General features: G+C 56.9%; 15 protein-coding genes. 3 read left to right on the top strand and 12 right to left on the bottom strand.

The features are described 5' to 3' along the window. Positions 1 to 717 precede the first annotated feature (717 nt). From CLV88_RS22545 to CLV88_RS22510, 8 genes are read right to left on the bottom strand one after another with little or no spacing between them, the layout of a single operon-like run. Positions 718 to 1,545, bottom strand: a complete 828-nt coding sequence (locus CLV88_RS22545) for a citryl-CoA lyase (RefSeq protein WP_106610665.1) — start codon at positions 1,543 to 1,545, stop codon at positions 718 to 720. Then, positions 1,542 to 2,738, bottom strand: coding sequence for a CaiB/BaiF CoA transferase family protein (locus tag CLV88_RS22540; RefSeq protein ID WP_106610664.1), 1,197 nt, complete (start codon positions 2,736 to 2,738; stop codon positions 1,542 to 1,544). Before CLV88_RS22540 ends, CLV88_RS22545 begins: the two co-directional genes overlap by 4 nt. Further along, entirely contained in the window at positions 2,739 to 4,184 is a 1,446-nt protein-coding gene (locus CLV88_RS22535; protein ID WP_106610663.1) for an aldehyde dehydrogenase family protein, read from the bottom strand. Then, complete coding sequence (locus CLV88_RS22530; RefSeq protein WP_106610662.1) at positions 4,181 to 4,876, bottom strand: hypothetical protein; 696 nt, start codon at positions 4,874 to 4,876, stop codon at positions 4,181 to 4,183. Before CLV88_RS22530 ends, CLV88_RS22535 begins: the two co-directional genes overlap by 4 nt. Continuing rightward, positions 4,873 to 5,883, bottom strand: coding sequence for an agmatinase family protein (locus CLV88_RS22525; protein WP_106610661.1), 1,011 nt, complete (start codon positions 5,881 to 5,883; stop codon positions 4,873 to 4,875). The genes CLV88_RS22530 and CLV88_RS22525 overlap by 4 nt, the downstream gene beginning before the upstream one ends. Then, positions 5,880 to 6,755 carry an arginase family protein gene (locus tag CLV88_RS22520; RefSeq protein ID WP_106610660.1) on the bottom strand — a complete coding sequence of 292 codons (876 nt, stop codon included), beginning with the start codon at positions 6,753 to 6,755 and terminating at the stop codon, positions 5,880 to 5,882. The genes CLV88_RS22525 and CLV88_RS22520 overlap by 4 nt, the downstream gene beginning before the upstream one ends. Continuing rightward, positions 6,755 to 7,429 (bottom strand): arginase family protein, encoded by a 675-nt coding sequence (locus CLV88_RS22515; RefSeq protein WP_106610659.1) that lies wholly within the window; start codon positions 7,427 to 7,429, stop codon positions 6,755 to 6,757. Before CLV88_RS22515 ends, CLV88_RS22520 begins: the two co-directional genes overlap by 1 nt. Further along, the gene (locus CLV88_RS22510) at positions 7,422 to 8,192 is read right to left on the bottom strand and encodes an arginase family protein (RefSeq protein WP_106610658.1); all 771 of its coding nucleotides are present in this window, start codon (positions 8,190 to 8,192) and stop codon (positions 7,422 to 7,424) included. The genes CLV88_RS22515 and CLV88_RS22510 overlap by 8 nt, the downstream gene beginning before the upstream one ends. An 85-nt stretch (positions 8,193 to 8,277) precedes the next feature. On the opposite strand from CLV88_RS22510, the gene CLV88_RS22505 reads away from it, so the two are divergent. After that, on the top strand, positions 8,278 to 8,985 hold the full coding sequence (locus tag CLV88_RS22505) for an IclR family transcriptional regulator (protein ID WP_106610657.1): 708 nt from the start codon (positions 8,278 to 8,280) through the stop codon (positions 8,983 to 8,985). Between the two features lie 8 nt (positions 8,986 to 8,993). Here CLV88_RS22505 and CLV88_RS22500 read toward each other — a convergent pair whose 3' ends face one another. The 4 genes from CLV88_RS22500 to CLV88_RS22485 are packed head-to-tail and all read right to left on the bottom strand — an operon-like array spanning position 8,994 to position 12,911. Then, complete coding sequence (locus tag CLV88_RS22500; protein ID WP_106610656.1) at positions 8,994 to 9,797, bottom strand: ABC transporter permease; 804 nt, start codon at positions 9,795 to 9,797, stop codon at positions 8,994 to 8,996. A gap of 10 nt (positions 9,798 to 9,807) precedes the next feature. Next, positions 9,808 to 10,710, bottom strand: coding sequence for an ABC transporter permease (locus tag CLV88_RS22495; protein ID WP_106610655.1), 903 nt, complete (start codon positions 10,708 to 10,710; stop codon positions 9,808 to 9,810). Further along, on the bottom strand, positions 10,707 to 11,795 hold the full coding sequence (locus CLV88_RS22490; protein ID WP_106610654.1) for an ABC transporter ATP-binding protein: 1,089 nt from the start codon (positions 11,793 to 11,795) through the stop codon (positions 10,707 to 10,709). The genes CLV88_RS22495 and CLV88_RS22490 overlap by 4 nt, the downstream gene beginning before the upstream one ends. 60 nt (positions 11,796 to 11,855) lie before the next feature. Then, positions 11,856 to 12,911 carry an ABC transporter substrate-binding protein gene (locus CLV88_RS22485; protein ID WP_106610653.1) on the bottom strand — a complete coding sequence of 352 codons (1,056 nt, stop codon included), beginning with the start codon at positions 12,909 to 12,911 and terminating at the stop codon, positions 11,856 to 11,858. Between the two features lie 859 nt (positions 12,912 to 13,770). Between CLV88_RS22485 and CLV88_RS22480 the strand changes: the two genes are divergently transcribed. Then, entirely contained in the window at positions 13,771 to 14,508 is a 738-nt protein-coding gene (locus tag CLV88_RS22480; RefSeq protein ID WP_106610652.1) for a hypothetical protein, read from the top strand. Positions 14,509 to 14,607: 99 nt separating this feature from the next. Further along, on the top strand, positions 14,608 to 14,819 hold a 212-nt coding region (locus tag CLV88_RS22475), incomplete at its 3' end, for a recombinase family protein (protein WP_243403764.1).

Raw genomic sequence — 14,819 nt, 5'->3', positions numbered from 1 at the left:
TCTGTCGGCTGAAATGCCGATCTCACGCCAAAACGGGCAAAAACGCAGGTAAAGACAGACGGGCATCGCAATCAGCCGAGTTTCCACACAGCCTCTCCGCTTTGCAGACCTCGGTGCGAAAAGCAGCGAATGATCTCTTTCCGCCCTGACTCCCAAAGTAGTGAACGGCCCTTACCAGTCATTCACCATGTTAAGCCCCGCCGCAGTGCGGCTTCACGGAACCGGTCATTCGCTGCATGAGCGAAATCGATGCGTTGCCCAAGGTCGGCAAAGCGGGACTTAGTGGGCGTTCGCTGCGCGTGCACAAATAGCGGCTTGCTGCGCTTTGCTGACATTAGAACAAGAGTGAAAATCGTATCATTTCTCACTTGGGTTGAGATACGTCCATAGGTGCCCCTTGGGTAATGGGCCGTTTTTACGGCCGCCTTGTTGGATCTGCTTCCAGGCGTGTGCCAGGATGCCCACTGACCTAAGCAGATAGAGCAGTCCACGCGTGAGTGGGGCATCGAAGCCGAGTTCGGCGTAGATTACGGTGGTCGCGCCATCAATGTTCATCGGGATCGGGCGGTTTTGGTATCTGACGTACGCACCTTGATCTGCGGTGCGAGTCTGGCACAGACCACGCGCTCAACCGCGTCATATTTATCCTGTGTTTTTAAACAGATGTCGCTGATCTGAGAAAACCCAATAACTGCAGTCTTCCGAGGTTCTGTCGGTTTAGCTTTCCGATTTGACACCAATATATTCCGGCAGATAGCGCGGTGGCATCGGGCCTTTGTTCCGGCCGCCCTGTTGCATCTGTTCCCAGCCATGAGACAAGACGCCTACCGAGCGGGAGAGACAAAACAGACCACGAGACAGCGGGGCCGGAAAACCCAGCTCGCAAAAGATCACGGCCGTGGCTCCATCGATATTCATCGCGATTTCGGCACCGCGGCTGCGACCGATTTCCGTCTGAACCGCCTCACCGATATCGGCAAACCGCCCATCCACCGTACCGGACTTTGCCGCCTCGCGTACGAGCGCCATCAATCTTGGTGCGCGGGGATCGACGGGCTTGTGGAAACGATGGCCAAAGCCCGAGACAATCTTGCCATTCTCCGCACACCAGTCGGCGATACTGTCGCGGACGGCAGCATCGCGTTCAGCGCCGTCATCGATCCGTCTGGCGACGTCGAAGTAAAGTTCGGCGCATTGTTCACCGGCGCCGCCATGCACGTCACCCAGCATGTTGACCCCGGTGGCCATGACGTTGTTGAGCCCCACCCCACAAGTCGCGGCCATGCGGGCGGCGGCGATCGACGGGGCTTGCGGGCCATGATCCACGCCCGCCACCAGCGCACATTCGAAAAGGGCCGCCTGTTCCGGCGTGGGCATATCACCTCGCACCATAAGCCAGATCATCTCAGCAAAGCTGACAGACCCGATTAGGTCCTGAATCGGGTGTCCGCGAAAGGCGATCCGCCCCGGCGCCATGTCGATAATTGCCGTGCGCCACCAATGGCGGATGTCCTCGGCCTCATTCGTTCCCGAAGGATCCGTCATATCGCGCCTTCCTGTGCCAGTTTTTCAATGTCTTCCGGTGAAAACCCTAACGCGCTCCATATTTCAGTGTTGTGCTGCCCCAAAATGGGTGGTGGCGCATCGACTGTGGGCGCGCTGCCGTCCAGTTTGATCCCGGTCGTGGCCACCTGAATATCTCGTCCGACACCGGGGACGTTTTCAAACTCGCCGAGGAACCCGCGGTCCGCGACCTGCGGCATTTCCAATACTTCCGGTACTGTCAAAACCGCGCCCGACGGCACACCAATACTATTGAGCTGTTTGGCCCAGTCGCGCGGTGGCCGGGTCTTCAGGACGGCCTCAAGCTCTGCTTTCAGAGCAAGCCTGTTGCGTTTGCGATCTTCGCGCGTGGCATATTCAGGGCGTTCACGCAACGCGGCCAATCCCAGATGGTCCGTCAGAAGCTCCCATTGCTGTTCCTTGTTTGCGGCAATGTTGATCAACCCGCCCTTGGCCTCAAACGCACCCGAAGGCGCCGAAGTGGGATTCTCATTGCCGTTGGCGGTCGGATTGACGCCCGCGATCAGATAGTTCGACACGACCCAGCCCATCGTCGCCAGCACCGATTCCAGCATCGAAACATCAATGAACGTGCCGCGCGGATTGGCGTTAAGGGTAGATGAAATCGCAAAGGCTGCGGTGATGCCGCCCACGGTGTCCGCCACCGGATATCCGACACGCAACGGCGCGCTTTCGTCATCCCCGGTGATCGACATCACACCCGAAGTGCCCTGGATGATCTGGTCATAAGCCGGGCGGCGAATCCACGGACCCTCCTGACCAAAGCCAGAAATGGCACAGTAGATCAGCGTTGGATTGACCTCCTTCAGGGTCTCGTAACCCACGCCAAGGCGCGTCATCACGCCGGGCCGGAAATTTTCCACCACCACATCTGCGGTTTCGACGAGTTTCAGAAAAATCTCCCGCCCCCGCGGGTTCTTCAGGTTGACCGTGACCGATTTCTTACCCGCGTTCTGCGCCAGAAAGGATACGCCCATATTGGCCTTGTTCAGCTCCGCGTCAGCCCCCAGTTGCCGGGCGAGATCGCCCCGCCCGACGGTTTCGACCTTGATGACCTCGGCCCCCAGATGCGCCAGATGGTGACAGCAGAACGGGCCGGCCAGCACGTTGGTCAGATCAAGAACACGAATGCCCTTCAGTGGTGCCTGTGTCATTTATCCGCGCCCCTCGTGTACAACCTTGGCTGCCGTGAAGAACTCGCGGCAATAGCTGCCCTTTTCCGGCGCGCCATAGGAGGATCCTTTTCGACCCGTAAATGGCGCATGAAAGTCCATGCCTGCCGTTGGCAGATTGACCTGTACCATGCCTGCCTCGGCGTTTTGCGAGAAATGGTCGATCTTTGCTGCATCCCGCGTGACGATGCCCGCAGACAATCCAAATTCGCAGTCGTTGGACGTGGCAAGGGCGGCATCATAATCCGGCACGCGCAACACAGCGGCGATAGGGCCAAAGATCTCGTCACGTGCCACGGCTGCCTGTGGTGACACATCCGTAAACAAGGCCGGAGCAAAGTAATGTCCGGGGGTGTTTGATGTCACTTCGCTGCCGCCTGCAGCAAGGTTCGCTCCATCAGCCACAGCCTGTGAGATGTATTTATTGTTGATGGCCAACTGCGGTTCACTGGCGACCGGGCCAATCTGGGTTTTCGGCGCACGCGCATCACCGATCCTGAGGTCGTTCATTCCTGCACTAAGACGGTCGACAAATGCGTCGTGAATACCGTCAGTCACGATCAGGCGGGAAGACGCCGTACAGCGTTGCCCGGTTGAGATAAAGCTACCCTGAATGGCACAGTGCACCGCCAGATCCAGATCCGCATCATCCAGCACAATCAACGGGTTCTTGCCCCCCATTTCAAGCTGCATCTTGGCCCCGCGCGCAAACAGCGCAGCCCCCATATTGCGACCCACAGGTGTAGAGCCGGTGAACGTGACCCCCGCAACTTTGGGGTGCGTAACAATCGCCTCCCCGACCTCACGGCCTTTGCCCATCACAAGGTTGAACACTCCGTCGGGCAGACCCGCACGGGCAATGATATCCGACAACATCCACGCAGAACCGGGCACCAGTTCGGCAGGTTTGAACACGACCGTATTGCCATAGGCCAGAGCGGGCGCAATTTTCCATGCCGGGATCGCCAGCGGGAAATTCCATGGCGTGATCACGCCCACAACGCCGATTGGTTCGCGTACGACCTTAAGCGACACACCTTCGCGCAGAGATTGGTAAGTATCGCCGGTGGCACGATACGCTTCAGCTGCGAAATATTTGAACAGATGTCCCGCGCGATGCGCTTCGGCCTTGGCCTCGGGCAAGGTTTTGCCCTCTTCGCGGGCCAGCATGTCGCCCAATTCGCCCACACGGGCAAGGATTTCCGACCCGATGCGGTCCAGCGCTTCGAACCGTGCCAGAGGTGACGTCTTGCGCCAGTTCGGAAAAGCAGCCGCCGCGCATTCGATTGCTTCAACGGTCTGGCTGGCATTGGCCTGCGCATAATCACCGATTGTATCGTTCAGGTCAGATGGGTTGATGTTGGGGGTCGCATCGCTGCCAGCAACCCATGATCCGGCGATAAAATTGCGAAAAGGGTTTACAGTCATAACACTTCCTCAAGAACTGGTCGCCACCCGATATCTTCATGCCGGTGGTTCACAGTGTTGATGTAAAAATAAGTCGGGCCATGATAGCCCCGGCATGCTCGCCCGTCGGTACGGCTGGCGACAGGTTCAGCGGTCCAGCTGACCGCACCGAACCAGTTCCACAATGCGTTATGGGGCGCGTTCAGATGATCCGGGCTAAGCGGCGCTGCACTATTTGCCGGGTCCGGCTGGGGCGCGTTCGAAGCGCCACCACCACCCACCAACGCATCCCATTCATTGGGCGCGGTCGCCCCCTGATAGGGGTCATCACAGGGCGTATCACCCCCCGTAAGCAACCGGCAGCGAAACGGCTTGCCATCAATCTTGATCTCTGTGCCATAGACATACCCAGCCTCATCCAGATCCTGCCAGCTGACGCGGCTCATAAGCATTCGGTCGGCGATCAAAAGCCGCGTTCCAACATCCTGAAACACATGCCAGTTCAGACGCTCGGAAGAGTCTTTGGGACTGTCTGTCAGGGCCCAGTTGGTCCAATCCGGGTCACGTTCAAATTCCGGCAGGTTACCGGGTTGCAGACCCTCGTAAGGACAAAGTGCTGCAAGATCCGTGATCCAGGGCCGGGTTGCCGGGGCAAGAATTTGCCCGGCATGTGAAAACCCGCCAAGCTGCCGGGTTCCAAAATATTCCATCATTGCTCTGTCACCGGCCCGGTTACAGGTCGGGTGCGAAAGCGGCGAAGGATCCGGAACAGCATTTCCGCGGCCAGAAATTCCGTGCGCTCTGAAGGATCAAGGGGAGGCGAAACCTCAACGATATCCAACCCGCCCAGAGGGGCGTCGGCCAGTCCATCCAGCAGATCATAGTACTGACGTGGTGTAATGCCGCTGTGCACAATGGAGCCCGTTCCGGGAAGGTAACCGGCGTCCATCGCATCAATGTCAATCGACAGATAAAGCTCGTCGCACCCTTTCATGGCATGCGCAAGCGCCTGGCGCATTGTCTCTGCCGCGCCCAGTTTATGCACATCGCCAGCTGAAAACACCCGACCGCCTTGTTCTTCGATCAAGGCTAGATCGCCACCATCGACCCAGCCTGCAATGCCCACCCAGACCATATTGGACACATCAATGTTGGGCAGTTCAGAAATTCGGCGCGCATTGGTCGCATGGTTGTGGCTGCCCCATGCGCCCAGCCGGTCAGAGAAATCCAGATGACCGTCGATCTGGATATACCCAAAGCGCGCATTTGGTGCGCGTTTGGCCAGTCCGCGGGAATACCCCAGACAGGCTGGAAAACTGTTGTAGTGATCACCGCCCAGCGCCAGAGGGATCGCACCCGATACGGTCAGCGCTTCGGTCATAGCCGCGATGGCCTCGGTCGTAGCATCAACGTCTTGCGCTGTGATCTCTGCGTCCCCGCAATCGATCAGCCAATCAGTTGCAGGCGCAGTAAGGCGGCTTGTGTCGGGATCAAAGCTGGCTCCCTGCGGACGCAAGGATTGCATAAGACTTGTCGCCCGGCGCAGCGCATCGGGGCCGAACCTTGTGCCAAGGCGGCTGGAATGCGTCCAGTCACTCGGCATGCCCACTACACCGATCTGGTCCGCATGGGCGTCGGCGACGTCTTGCAAAGGCCCATCAAACAGCCGATATCCCGGTTGAGCAAGTGGCGGATGAAATGTCGTAATCGCTGCAGTCATGTCAGTACATTTTCCTTGGAATTTTGGCTGCCCGGATGATCAGTCCCAAATCCGAGGCGCGCATAGATAAATGCCAGAAGAGCTGTGACCATAAGTCGTTGGCCAACCTTGACCACACCCATGCCGGGCCTGTTCGGGTTCAGACCGGTTAACATAATGGCGCTGACGTCGTGCTGCCCCAAAAGCTCAAGCCATTGCACCACAGTCTCAAGATCGCAGCCCCCCAACCGGGGTTGATCGCAAAGCGCGCTAAGCGATGTTTCAAACACGGACAGATCAAACCGCACAAACAACGGCTTTGATGCATCCCGCCACTCGCAAAACGCTGCTCGGTGCGCAGCAGGATCCAGGGTACAGGTCGTTCCCCCCTCATTCGGCAAAGGCGCAATATGAAAATCGCGCGCATCAACTGGCCTGCAACCAAGCTGCGCTGTCTGACAATGAGAGAGCGCGCTCTGCACAGTCTCGGACATGCGATCCGACCCGCCCAAGATGATCGCACAGGCGCCATTGTCGCTGATCTGACGCGTTGCCGCTTTCAATGCCGCGTGGATCGCGCCCTCAGACCCCGGCGCGATATCTCCGATGTCACACAGCCTCTCGTGCAGGCCATCGGTACTGATGTCCTGACGTGCGTCGATATCCACGGGGTGGCTGAATTGCGGGTTTGCGTGCCAGCCGAAATAAACCGAGGTTTCGCGCAATGCACGCGGCGCCAGGGATTGTCCGGCATGCGGTGCGCTGGTGTCTTCAAACGGGATGCCCATCACTGCCAGATCGCCGGACCCGACGTCAGAAATAGCTTTGGTTTGAGAGCGCATGAACGACAGATGCCCTGCCATGCGCGGCAATGGGGCCGATCGTAAAGGCATCAACGTTCTCCTTTTTCAAGGCGGTCAGCCAGCGCCTGCAAGATCGCAAGTGCGGCGCGGGTCTCGGTTCCGCCGCGATTGTCTAATGCCGGGGCAAGTCCGAAAATTGCGGCGGCGATGACGTCACCCGGAGTGGCATCAATTTGCGCGATCATCTGTGAGGGTGACAGCCCGGCCAGACGACGCGGGCGCGACATCCAGATGCCCGCAAGTTCGTGTAAATCCACCGACAGAATGACCGGTTGGTTATCGGAAAGATTACCGGCAACGCCCCCTGTCACCCCAATGACAGGAACATCCGCACCAGTGACCTGTCGCGCAGCACTGCCAAGCGCTTTCAGACCGCTGGAATCGCCGCCAACCAGCACCATCCGCGCGCCGGTTTCCAGAACGGCCGCACATTGCGCAGCGACCGCGGAAAAATGCTTGTCCTGTTCCAGCGGAAATACATTCACATCCCCAAGGTCAATGCCATTCACGGGCACTTTTCCGGGTCGGGAGGCATATCGCAGCTGCCGTGCAAGATAGCGTTGCTCTGCCATCGGTCGGTCGAGATTGTCACAAAAATACCCTGCGATCGCGACCTGCCCGGGCACGAGGTCCTCCAGATCGCCGACAGGTGCACCCAAAAAACTGGGTATCATGTCAAATTGCGCCTGCGCCGCGTCACCCATTGTTCAGCGCCGCGTTCAGGGTTTCGATGGCAGCAAGTTCCGACATGCCCCGCGTATCACGGGCAGGCGCAAGTCCGGTGATCACAATCGCCTGCCACCGACAGGACATAGCCCCGATGATAGAAACCAGCGTTTCGGGTTTCATGCCGCCGGGGTTAAGCCCGACGCTACCCGCCGCATGCCCCAGATCAATGACCGATATGTCGATCCAGAGAACGGCGCGCTCAGGCACGTCAAGGGTGTCCGAGTTCCCCTCATCCAACTGCCGGGCCGTACGCCAGTCCATCTTGCGCTGGCTGATCTGATCCCAGACATCCGCAGACTGCCCGCGGTTCAACCCCACCCAGATCGTGTTTGCTGGTCGCGCCGCAACATCACGCCGGGCCAGTGGCATAGCCGCGACAACCGGCAAGTCAGGCAAGGCGCCCAGCACAGCCAAGGCAACATCAGTCGCACCGCCCAGAACAACTGGCACAATGTCCTGATCCACCATTTGCGTCACAAGCTGCATCAATGCGCCGGACCAATCGCCCGACAGATCCAGATTTCCCAGATCCCGGCCATTGGCAGGAAGATCGATTCCAAGCTGCCCGGTCATCTTGCGAAGTGCATCCGGTGCCAGAGAGGTGCCGGATCGGGGCCCGGTGTTGACTTCGCTTGGAACACCCAAAACCCCGACACATCCTGCCTCACATTGCGACAACGCACCAAAGGGCAGGCCGGCATAACCAGTTGTTATCAATCGTCTCTGCGGGTTACTCATTGCCAGATGCCTTCATTGATTGCGATTTCCAATTGCGTCCGAACCGGCTACAAACAGTCACGGAATAAAGTCGAAAGGTCCGCCTATGCCCGACAAACCCAAAGCACCGGACACAACAGGTGGTGTCGAAGCGGTTGAACGCGCATTGCGTGTGCTGGACAGCTTTGAACCCGGCGATGCGGGTCTGTCTCTGAAAGAGGTCGCAGATCGCAGCGGTGTCAACAAAGCGACAATCCTGCGCCTGAGCGTCTCTCTTGAAAAGTTTGGCCATATTACGCGAGACGCCGAGGGTCTGTTTCACCTCGGGCCGTCTTTGTGGCGTCTTGGGTCCGTGTTTCGTCAGAACCTGCGCATGGGGCCTATTGTACGCCCGGTGCTGGCGAACCTGGTAAATGCAACGGGGGAGAGCGCGTCGTTTTACGTGCAACGCGGCAACTCCGGTGTGTGCCTCTATCGCGTCAATTCGCCAAGGCTTGCGCGGGATCATGTTCAGGAGGGCGAGATCATTCCGCTGAGCATGGGCTCGTCGGGTCAGGTATTGGATGCCTATTCTATCGGGCAAGGCAAACAGGCCACCAACATTCGCAAGACCGGGTACTATCTCAGCCTTGGCGAACGTGATCCGGACGTCGCCGGATTGTCTGTCCCGGTTCTTGGGCTCGAGGGCGAGTTGCTGGGTGCGGTCAGCCTGTCGGGTCTGCGTGCGCGCTTCAGTGAAACCGCTGTCGAGGGCTATCGTGCTGCGGTGCTTGATGCCGCCCGCCAGATCCGGGCAGAGATCGGTCAGATATAAATAGCCCATCATTTGTCAGCAGTCTTGCTGCGGCCGATCAACTGCACACCGATGAGCGCCGAGATTGAGACGATAATCAGACAGGTCGAGATTGCGGCGATTGTCGGATCAAGCTGATCGCGCAACGAATTGAACATGCGGCGGGTAATTGTGGCCTTTTCCCCACCCGAGACCAGCATCGAAATGACAACTTCGTCCAGCGAAGTGATGAAGGCCAGAAAGGCCCCGGTCTGGATCGAGAATTTGACCTGCGGCACTGTCACCGTCCACAGCGCATAGGCCCGCGATGCCCCCAGGCTTCGCGCCGCCAGCTCCTGATCGAAATCATAGTTCTGCAAACCCGACATCACTGTCACGATCACAAAAGGCAACGCCAGCGCGGTATGGGCGATTACAATTCCGGTCAGCGTGTAGTTAAGCCCCAGCTTGGCATAGAGGCTGAACACACCCACAGCGATCAGGATCACCGGTACGACGATGGGCATGATCACAAGGATCTGCGCAGTACTCCTGATCCGTGGGGTAGAGCAATGCAGGCCATAGGCGCAAAGTGTCCCCAGGGGTGTCGCAATCGCCGTAGTCAACACAGCCGCGATCAGAGATGTCTTTGTGGCGCTCATCCATTCCGCAGATGTGAAATAGGCCGTGTACCAGCGAAACGAAAACGATGTTGGCGGGAACTCCAGATATGAGGCCCCCGAAAACGACATCGGGATCACGATAAGCGTGGGCAGGATCAGAAAGAACAGTACCGCAGTGCCAACCACCGTCAGCCACATACCGTCAATTTTACGTTGTCCGACTTGTTCCATTTTCAGTTCCTCAGCGCATAAACAGTTTGTCGAGCCCGAAGACACGGTTCATCAGCCAGATCATTGCCAGAGCCAGCAACAGCAGGACAACGCCCAGGGCGGATGCGGCACCCCAATTGGAATAGACTGTGATGGTGCTTTCGATACGCTGGGCCAGCATCTGCACGCGGCCACCGCCCAGCAAAGCCGGTGTTACGAAAAACCCAAGTGACAGAATAAAGACCAGCACGATGCCGGCAAAAAGGCCCGGCAGCGACATCGGAAAAAACACCCGCCAGAATGCCCCACGCGGACTGGAACCAAGGCCCACTGCGGCCCGAACCAGATCGCCGTCAATGTTGCGCATGGTGGCATAGAGCGGCAAAACCAGAAACGGCAGCATGATATGCACCATGCCAATGATGGACCCCGTAAGGTTGTGCGCCAGCTGCAGCGGTTCGTCGATTATACCAAGCGACATCAATGACGAATTGATGATGCCATTGCGCTGCAACAGCACCAGCCACGCATATGTCCGTACCAGAACCGAGGTCCAGAACGGGACCAACACGAAAACCATCAGAATGGCAGCAATTTTGTCCGGCATCCTGGTCAGCCAGTAACACAGCGGATATCCCAGAAGGACACAAATCACTGTCACGACAATGCTGATCTGAAAGGTGACGACAAAGGTCCGCCGATACAAAGCGCTTTCAAAGATGCGCGCATAGTTTTCCAAACTCAACTCGCCCGCCGCATTGTAAAACGACAGCGATGACAGCCAGAAAATCGGCAGAAACACGACAATTAGGATCGTCACAACCGCGGGCATCGAAAGCCCCAAAAACGTCAGGCTTTCGCGACGTTCTTCGGATTTGAGCGTGCTGGCGTTCTGAAGCGTCCCGGCACCCTCATAGGCCTCGGCGATACTCATGCCACATGTTCCGGTACGATGATCGTGTCTTCGGGATGCAGGGCAAGGCCAATTTGCTCACCTTTTGAGGGCAGCCCTGTCTGGCCTGCGCGATTGGAAGGGACACGCAAGTTGATCTCCCCTGCGCTGTCGTGCTGAACGATAACCAGCACACTATCGCCCTGATAAATGATGTCTTTGACCCGGCCGGACAGATCATTGGCCGTTTCAGGCACAGCGCCTGCGGTGACTTCCAGCAACTCGGGCCGGATCACCAGACGGTGGCCACCGCGACCTTGGGCAATTGGCAAGTCGGATTTCAACACGCGTTCGCCCAATTGTGCCCTGTCGTTGGCCACATTCACCGGCGCCGAAATGGATTCACCGATGAAATCCGCCACAAAGAAACTGTGAGGCTGGCGATACAGCCGCTCGGGCGTCTCGATCTGCTCGATCCGCCCATGATTGACCACTGCAATCCTGTCGGACATCGTCAGGGCTTCGCGCTGGTCATGGGTGACATACACCACAGTCGCATCCAGTTTTTCATGGAGCGCCTTCAATTCAATCTGCATATGTTCACGCAGCTTTTTGTCCAGCGCAGACAGCGGCTCATCCATCAGGATGATCTGCGGCTCGAAAACCATGGCGCGGGCAAGGGCCACACGCTGTCTTTGGCCACCAGACAACTGGGTGATGCGCCGATCCCCATAGCCACCAAGCTGCACCGTATCCAGCGCACGTTCGGCCTGTGTCTTTTGATCGCTTTTGGAAACCCCGCGAATTTTCAGAGGATAGGCCACGTTTTCAGCCACGGTCATGAATGGAAACAACGCATAGCTTTGAAAAACCATGCCAAGGCCCCGTTTGTGTGGTGGCGTCGCGATCATTTCGCGGCCGCCAAACTTGAGTGACCCGCCGTCAGGGCGAACAAATCCGGCCAGCGCCATCAGAAGCGTCGTTTTGCCCGAGCCCGATGGCCCAAGCAGTGTCAGGAATTCACCTGCAGCAATATTCAGCGATACATCATCGAGCGCTTTGACCGATCCGTAGGCCTTGCAAAGATTGGAAATATCGATGGGAAGGGATTGCGCATTAGACGACATAGAGGCACCTCACCTGTCAAAAAAATGGGCGCAGTACAAAATGCACTGCGCCTCAATGGATTATTGCTGGATCAGCGTGTCAAACTCTTCAGTCAACTCACCCAACTGACCGATGTAGAAGGTCGGGTCGACCAGCAGCTGCTTGTCATAGTTACTGGGGTGGGTGTTGACCGTCAAAGCCTGCTCTCCCGAGATAATGCCAGTGTCAAACGCACCGGTATTCACCGGACCCAGCGGCATCGTGACCGCCAGCCGCGCCTGCGCTTCGGCGCCCAGCAATTCATTGATCAGGCGCATGGCGTTATCTTTGTTCGGAGCCCCCTTGGGCACCAGCAAACAATCGACATCCATCGTGCCACCATCGAACGCATAAGCAACTTCAATGCCAGATGCGCTCACGCTCTCCACGCGGTTATGGCCCATGTGGATCACGTCCACTTCGCCATCACGCAGCAACTGTGCGGATTGTGATCCGCCACGATACCAGACCGTGACTTCGGGTGCGATCTCTCCCAGCTTGTCCCAGGCGCGCGCTTTGCCCTCGTCCGTGGCCAAAACGTCGTAAACCTCGGCCATAGGCACACCATCGGCCATGAGAGCCGCTTCAAGGTTGTAGTTCACCTTGCCATGCATACCGCGCTTGCCCGGGAAGTTCTCCAGATCCCAGAACTCGGCCCAGTTGGACGGGCCATTGTCGCCAAAGGCATCCTTGCGATACGCAATCACCTTGGTGAAGTTGATAAAGCCGATATAGTTGTCGTGGATCAGCTCTTCAGGAATGCCCGTTGTGTCAACAATCGAATAATCGATTGGCTCAAGGCTGCCCTCGCGGCTGAGTGTTTCACACGACGGCAAATCCTGCTCGGTCACATCCCACGCGACGGCGCCCGCCGTGATCTGTGCGCGCACGTCCTGAATTCCGTTGGTCGTATCTTCCTTGACGGTGACATTCAGTGTTTTGGATGCAGGTTCCAGCATCGCTGTGCGCAATGCATCCTGAAACGAACCTCCCCAGGACGCAAACACCACATCACCTTCGGCGTAGGCTGGTGCAGCAATGGCCAGACAACCGGTTACGAGACCCATGGTGAGCGTCAATTTTGCGTTATCTTTCATAGTGTCAGGCTCCTCCCTAACTGTGGTTAGCTTGCGAGTCCGCTATAAGAGCGACCCCGTATTTTGCTCTCTTATGTTTCGTCTAGCAAAACGTTATTTCATTTTTACTAGAGTTGATGCTGGAATTGGTCAAGGATTCTTTTGACACCCTAGGATTAATCCTCCCGCTTCCGGAGCCTCAGAGCCGGCGAAACGTCATGTTTCGCCCGGAGAACTTGTGTCTATCTGGTTAAGATCTTGCGCAAATGGTATCGGTAGAGAACTCTACCTGTCCCCAAGTTCATTGCTACCAAGTGAAGCCTTTGAGGGGTTGAGCGGAACGCAATCGATCACTCTCAAATCAATGATCAGCAAGTTTGAATGGCCGCTTCATAACAGTTTCCGCCATTTGATCCTGGCTGCAGAGTTATGCACTTTGGGCTCAGAGCCGCCTTGCGGCGGTGCCGAGAATTACGCCGTTTCAGGGTTGTCTGAATGTCAGCTCCCGACGTCTCGGCATGGTAGGCTCGCGCTTGCAGAGAATGTCGGCAATCCGCCCTTACAACCAGTTCATTAGTTGGGCAACATTGGCAAAAATGGCTTCGGGCATCCGCGATCCCAAATGCAAGGAAGGTCGCCCTTGGTCCCGACGTGTCAGGAAAAGCTGATTTTGCGAAGGGCAGGAAAGCTCGTTGGAGCAAGCATTATCGTCGTATCTGGTTTGATGCCCGGTTCGGCATGCGAGCCATCCATGACCAATCCGCTTTCAATGCCGGCGATGGCCTTCTTTGGTATCACTCCACCTCCAACCGCGACTTTCGGTTCACTTTGAGTTAACCTATTGTCAATTCTAGAACCTAGCATTCAGAGTCTTTGACCAATGCCGCCCCCGACCGCGATTGTCGTTCCTAATGAAGAAGAACTGAACGAGATTGCAGAAGTTGGCCTTCAGATTCCAAACGAGCACATCCAGTTTTTCGTGCAATCCGTTCAAGGTGTCGCGCGTACGCTATCGGCTTTTCAGAAGCGCGGCATTCATCCCAACGAAGCGATTAAGAGAACCAAAACCGCGCTAAGCGATACAATTGCAAACTTGCGTAAAGCCCAGTCCGCGTTTTCGTCCGAAGAAGATCTCATTCGATACTTTTCAGACGAAGATCTTTCGAGCGATTTGGCTGCCCTCTTTAGCATTCCGGGCATTGAGATGTTGACTGGGCGAAACACTGGCTTTTCGATTGACGAACGTGACTTGGAGCTCGCAATCAAGCGGTCCCGTGACGGCGGTGCTAAGCGGGGCCTAGCGGAGATTCAGCGGACCGCAAGGTATGCCATGGCCGAGAACCCAGCCCAACCAATCACAAACCTCTTGGGTCTCCTAATCAAACACCTAGAGGACCAAATTGAGCTGATCGGCCCGTTAAAAAGAGGCAAACCGCGAGACGAAGAACGACAATACGCGCTGACCCAGCTTTCACACACGTTTGAAAGAGTTTTCGATGCCAAACCGACATCAACACCGGAAGGTAGATTCTGCAGTATGTGCGAGCAGGTTTTCGAAAGTATCGGTATGAGCACCACTGGTCTGGACACCGCAATTACTCGCCATTTGGTGAAGTAATCCAAAGAGAGACCGTTCAAACTTCATAGTCATTAATCGAGCAAATCTGCATCGACTAATGACTACAGAGATCGCCGAAGCCCGCGCTAACAAGCGTCCATGATGGACACCTCGCCGCGTGCCATTGCTTTTGGCCTCAACCGAGACGGCATTCCCGGTCCGCGTGGAAAGACCTGGGGCGCGTCTACCCTCCACGGCAATGTCCAACGGGGCACTGGCATTCTGAACAACGAACTCTACATCGGACGGCTCGTTTGGAACCGCCTTCGATACATTAAAGATCCAGACACAGGCAAACGGGTCTCAAGATT

Source organism: Shimia abyssi, assembly GCF_003014475.1.
Lineage (GTDB): Bacteria > Pseudomonadota > Alphaproteobacteria > Rhodobacterales > Rhodobacteraceae > Shimia > Shimia abyssi.
Note: the sequence above shows the minus strand (reverse complement) of the source record. Positions and strands in the feature narration are given on the sequence as shown.

Excerpts from the sequence above, each read along its gene's own strand:
- CLV88_RS22540 (WP_106610664.1), bottom strand. The coding sequence starts at position 2,738 with ATGACACAGGCACCACTGAAGGGCATTCGTGTTCTTGATCTGACCAAC.
- CLV88_RS22480 (WP_106610652.1), top strand. The coding sequence starts at position 13,771 with ATGCCGCCCCCGACCGCGATTGTCGTTCCTAATGAAGAAGAACTGAAC.
- CLV88_RS22500 (WP_106610656.1), bottom strand. The coding sequence starts at position 9,797 with ATGGAACAAGTCGGACAACGTAAAATTGACGGTATGTGGCTGACGGTG.
- CLV88_RS22490 (WP_106610654.1), bottom strand. The coding sequence starts at position 11,795 with ATGTCGTCTAATGCGCAATCCCTTCCCATCGATATTTCCAATCTTTGC.
- CLV88_RS22515 (WP_106610659.1), bottom strand. The coding sequence starts at position 7,429 with ATGGGTGACGCGGCGCAGGCGCAATTTGACATGATACCCAGTTTTTTG.
- CLV88_RS22525 (WP_106610661.1), bottom strand. The coding sequence starts at position 5,883 with ATGACTGCAGCGATTACGACATTTCATCCGCCACTTGCTCAACCGGGA.
- CLV88_RS22535 (WP_106610663.1), bottom strand. The coding sequence starts at position 4,184 with ATGACTGTAAACCCTTTTCGCAATTTTATCGCCGGATCATGGGTTGCT.
- CLV88_RS22510 (WP_106610658.1), bottom strand. The coding sequence starts at position 8,192 with ATGAGTAACCCGCAGAGACGATTGATAACAACTGGTTATGCCGGCCTG.
- CLV88_RS22520 (WP_106610660.1), bottom strand. The coding sequence starts at position 6,755 with ATGCCTTTACGATCGGCCCCATTGCCGCGCATGGCAGGGCATCTGTCG.
- CLV88_RS22495 (WP_106610655.1), bottom strand. The coding sequence starts at position 10,710 with ATGAGTATCGCCGAGGCCTATGAGGGTGCCGGGACGCTTCAGAACGCC.
- CLV88_RS22545 (WP_106610665.1), bottom strand. The coding sequence starts at position 1,545 with ATGACGGATCCTTCGGGAACGAATGAGGCCGAGGACATCCGCCATTGG.
- CLV88_RS22505 (WP_106610657.1), top strand. The coding sequence starts at position 8,278 with ATGCCCGACAAACCCAAAGCACCGGACACAACAGGTGGTGTCGAAGCG.
- CLV88_RS22530 (WP_106610662.1), bottom strand. The coding sequence starts at position 4,876 with ATGATGGAATATTTTGGAACCCGGCAGCTTGGCGGGTTTTCACATGCC.
- CLV88_RS22485 (WP_106610653.1), bottom strand. The coding sequence starts at position 12,911 with ATGAAAGATAACGCAAAATTGACGCTCACCATGGGTCTCGTAACCGGT.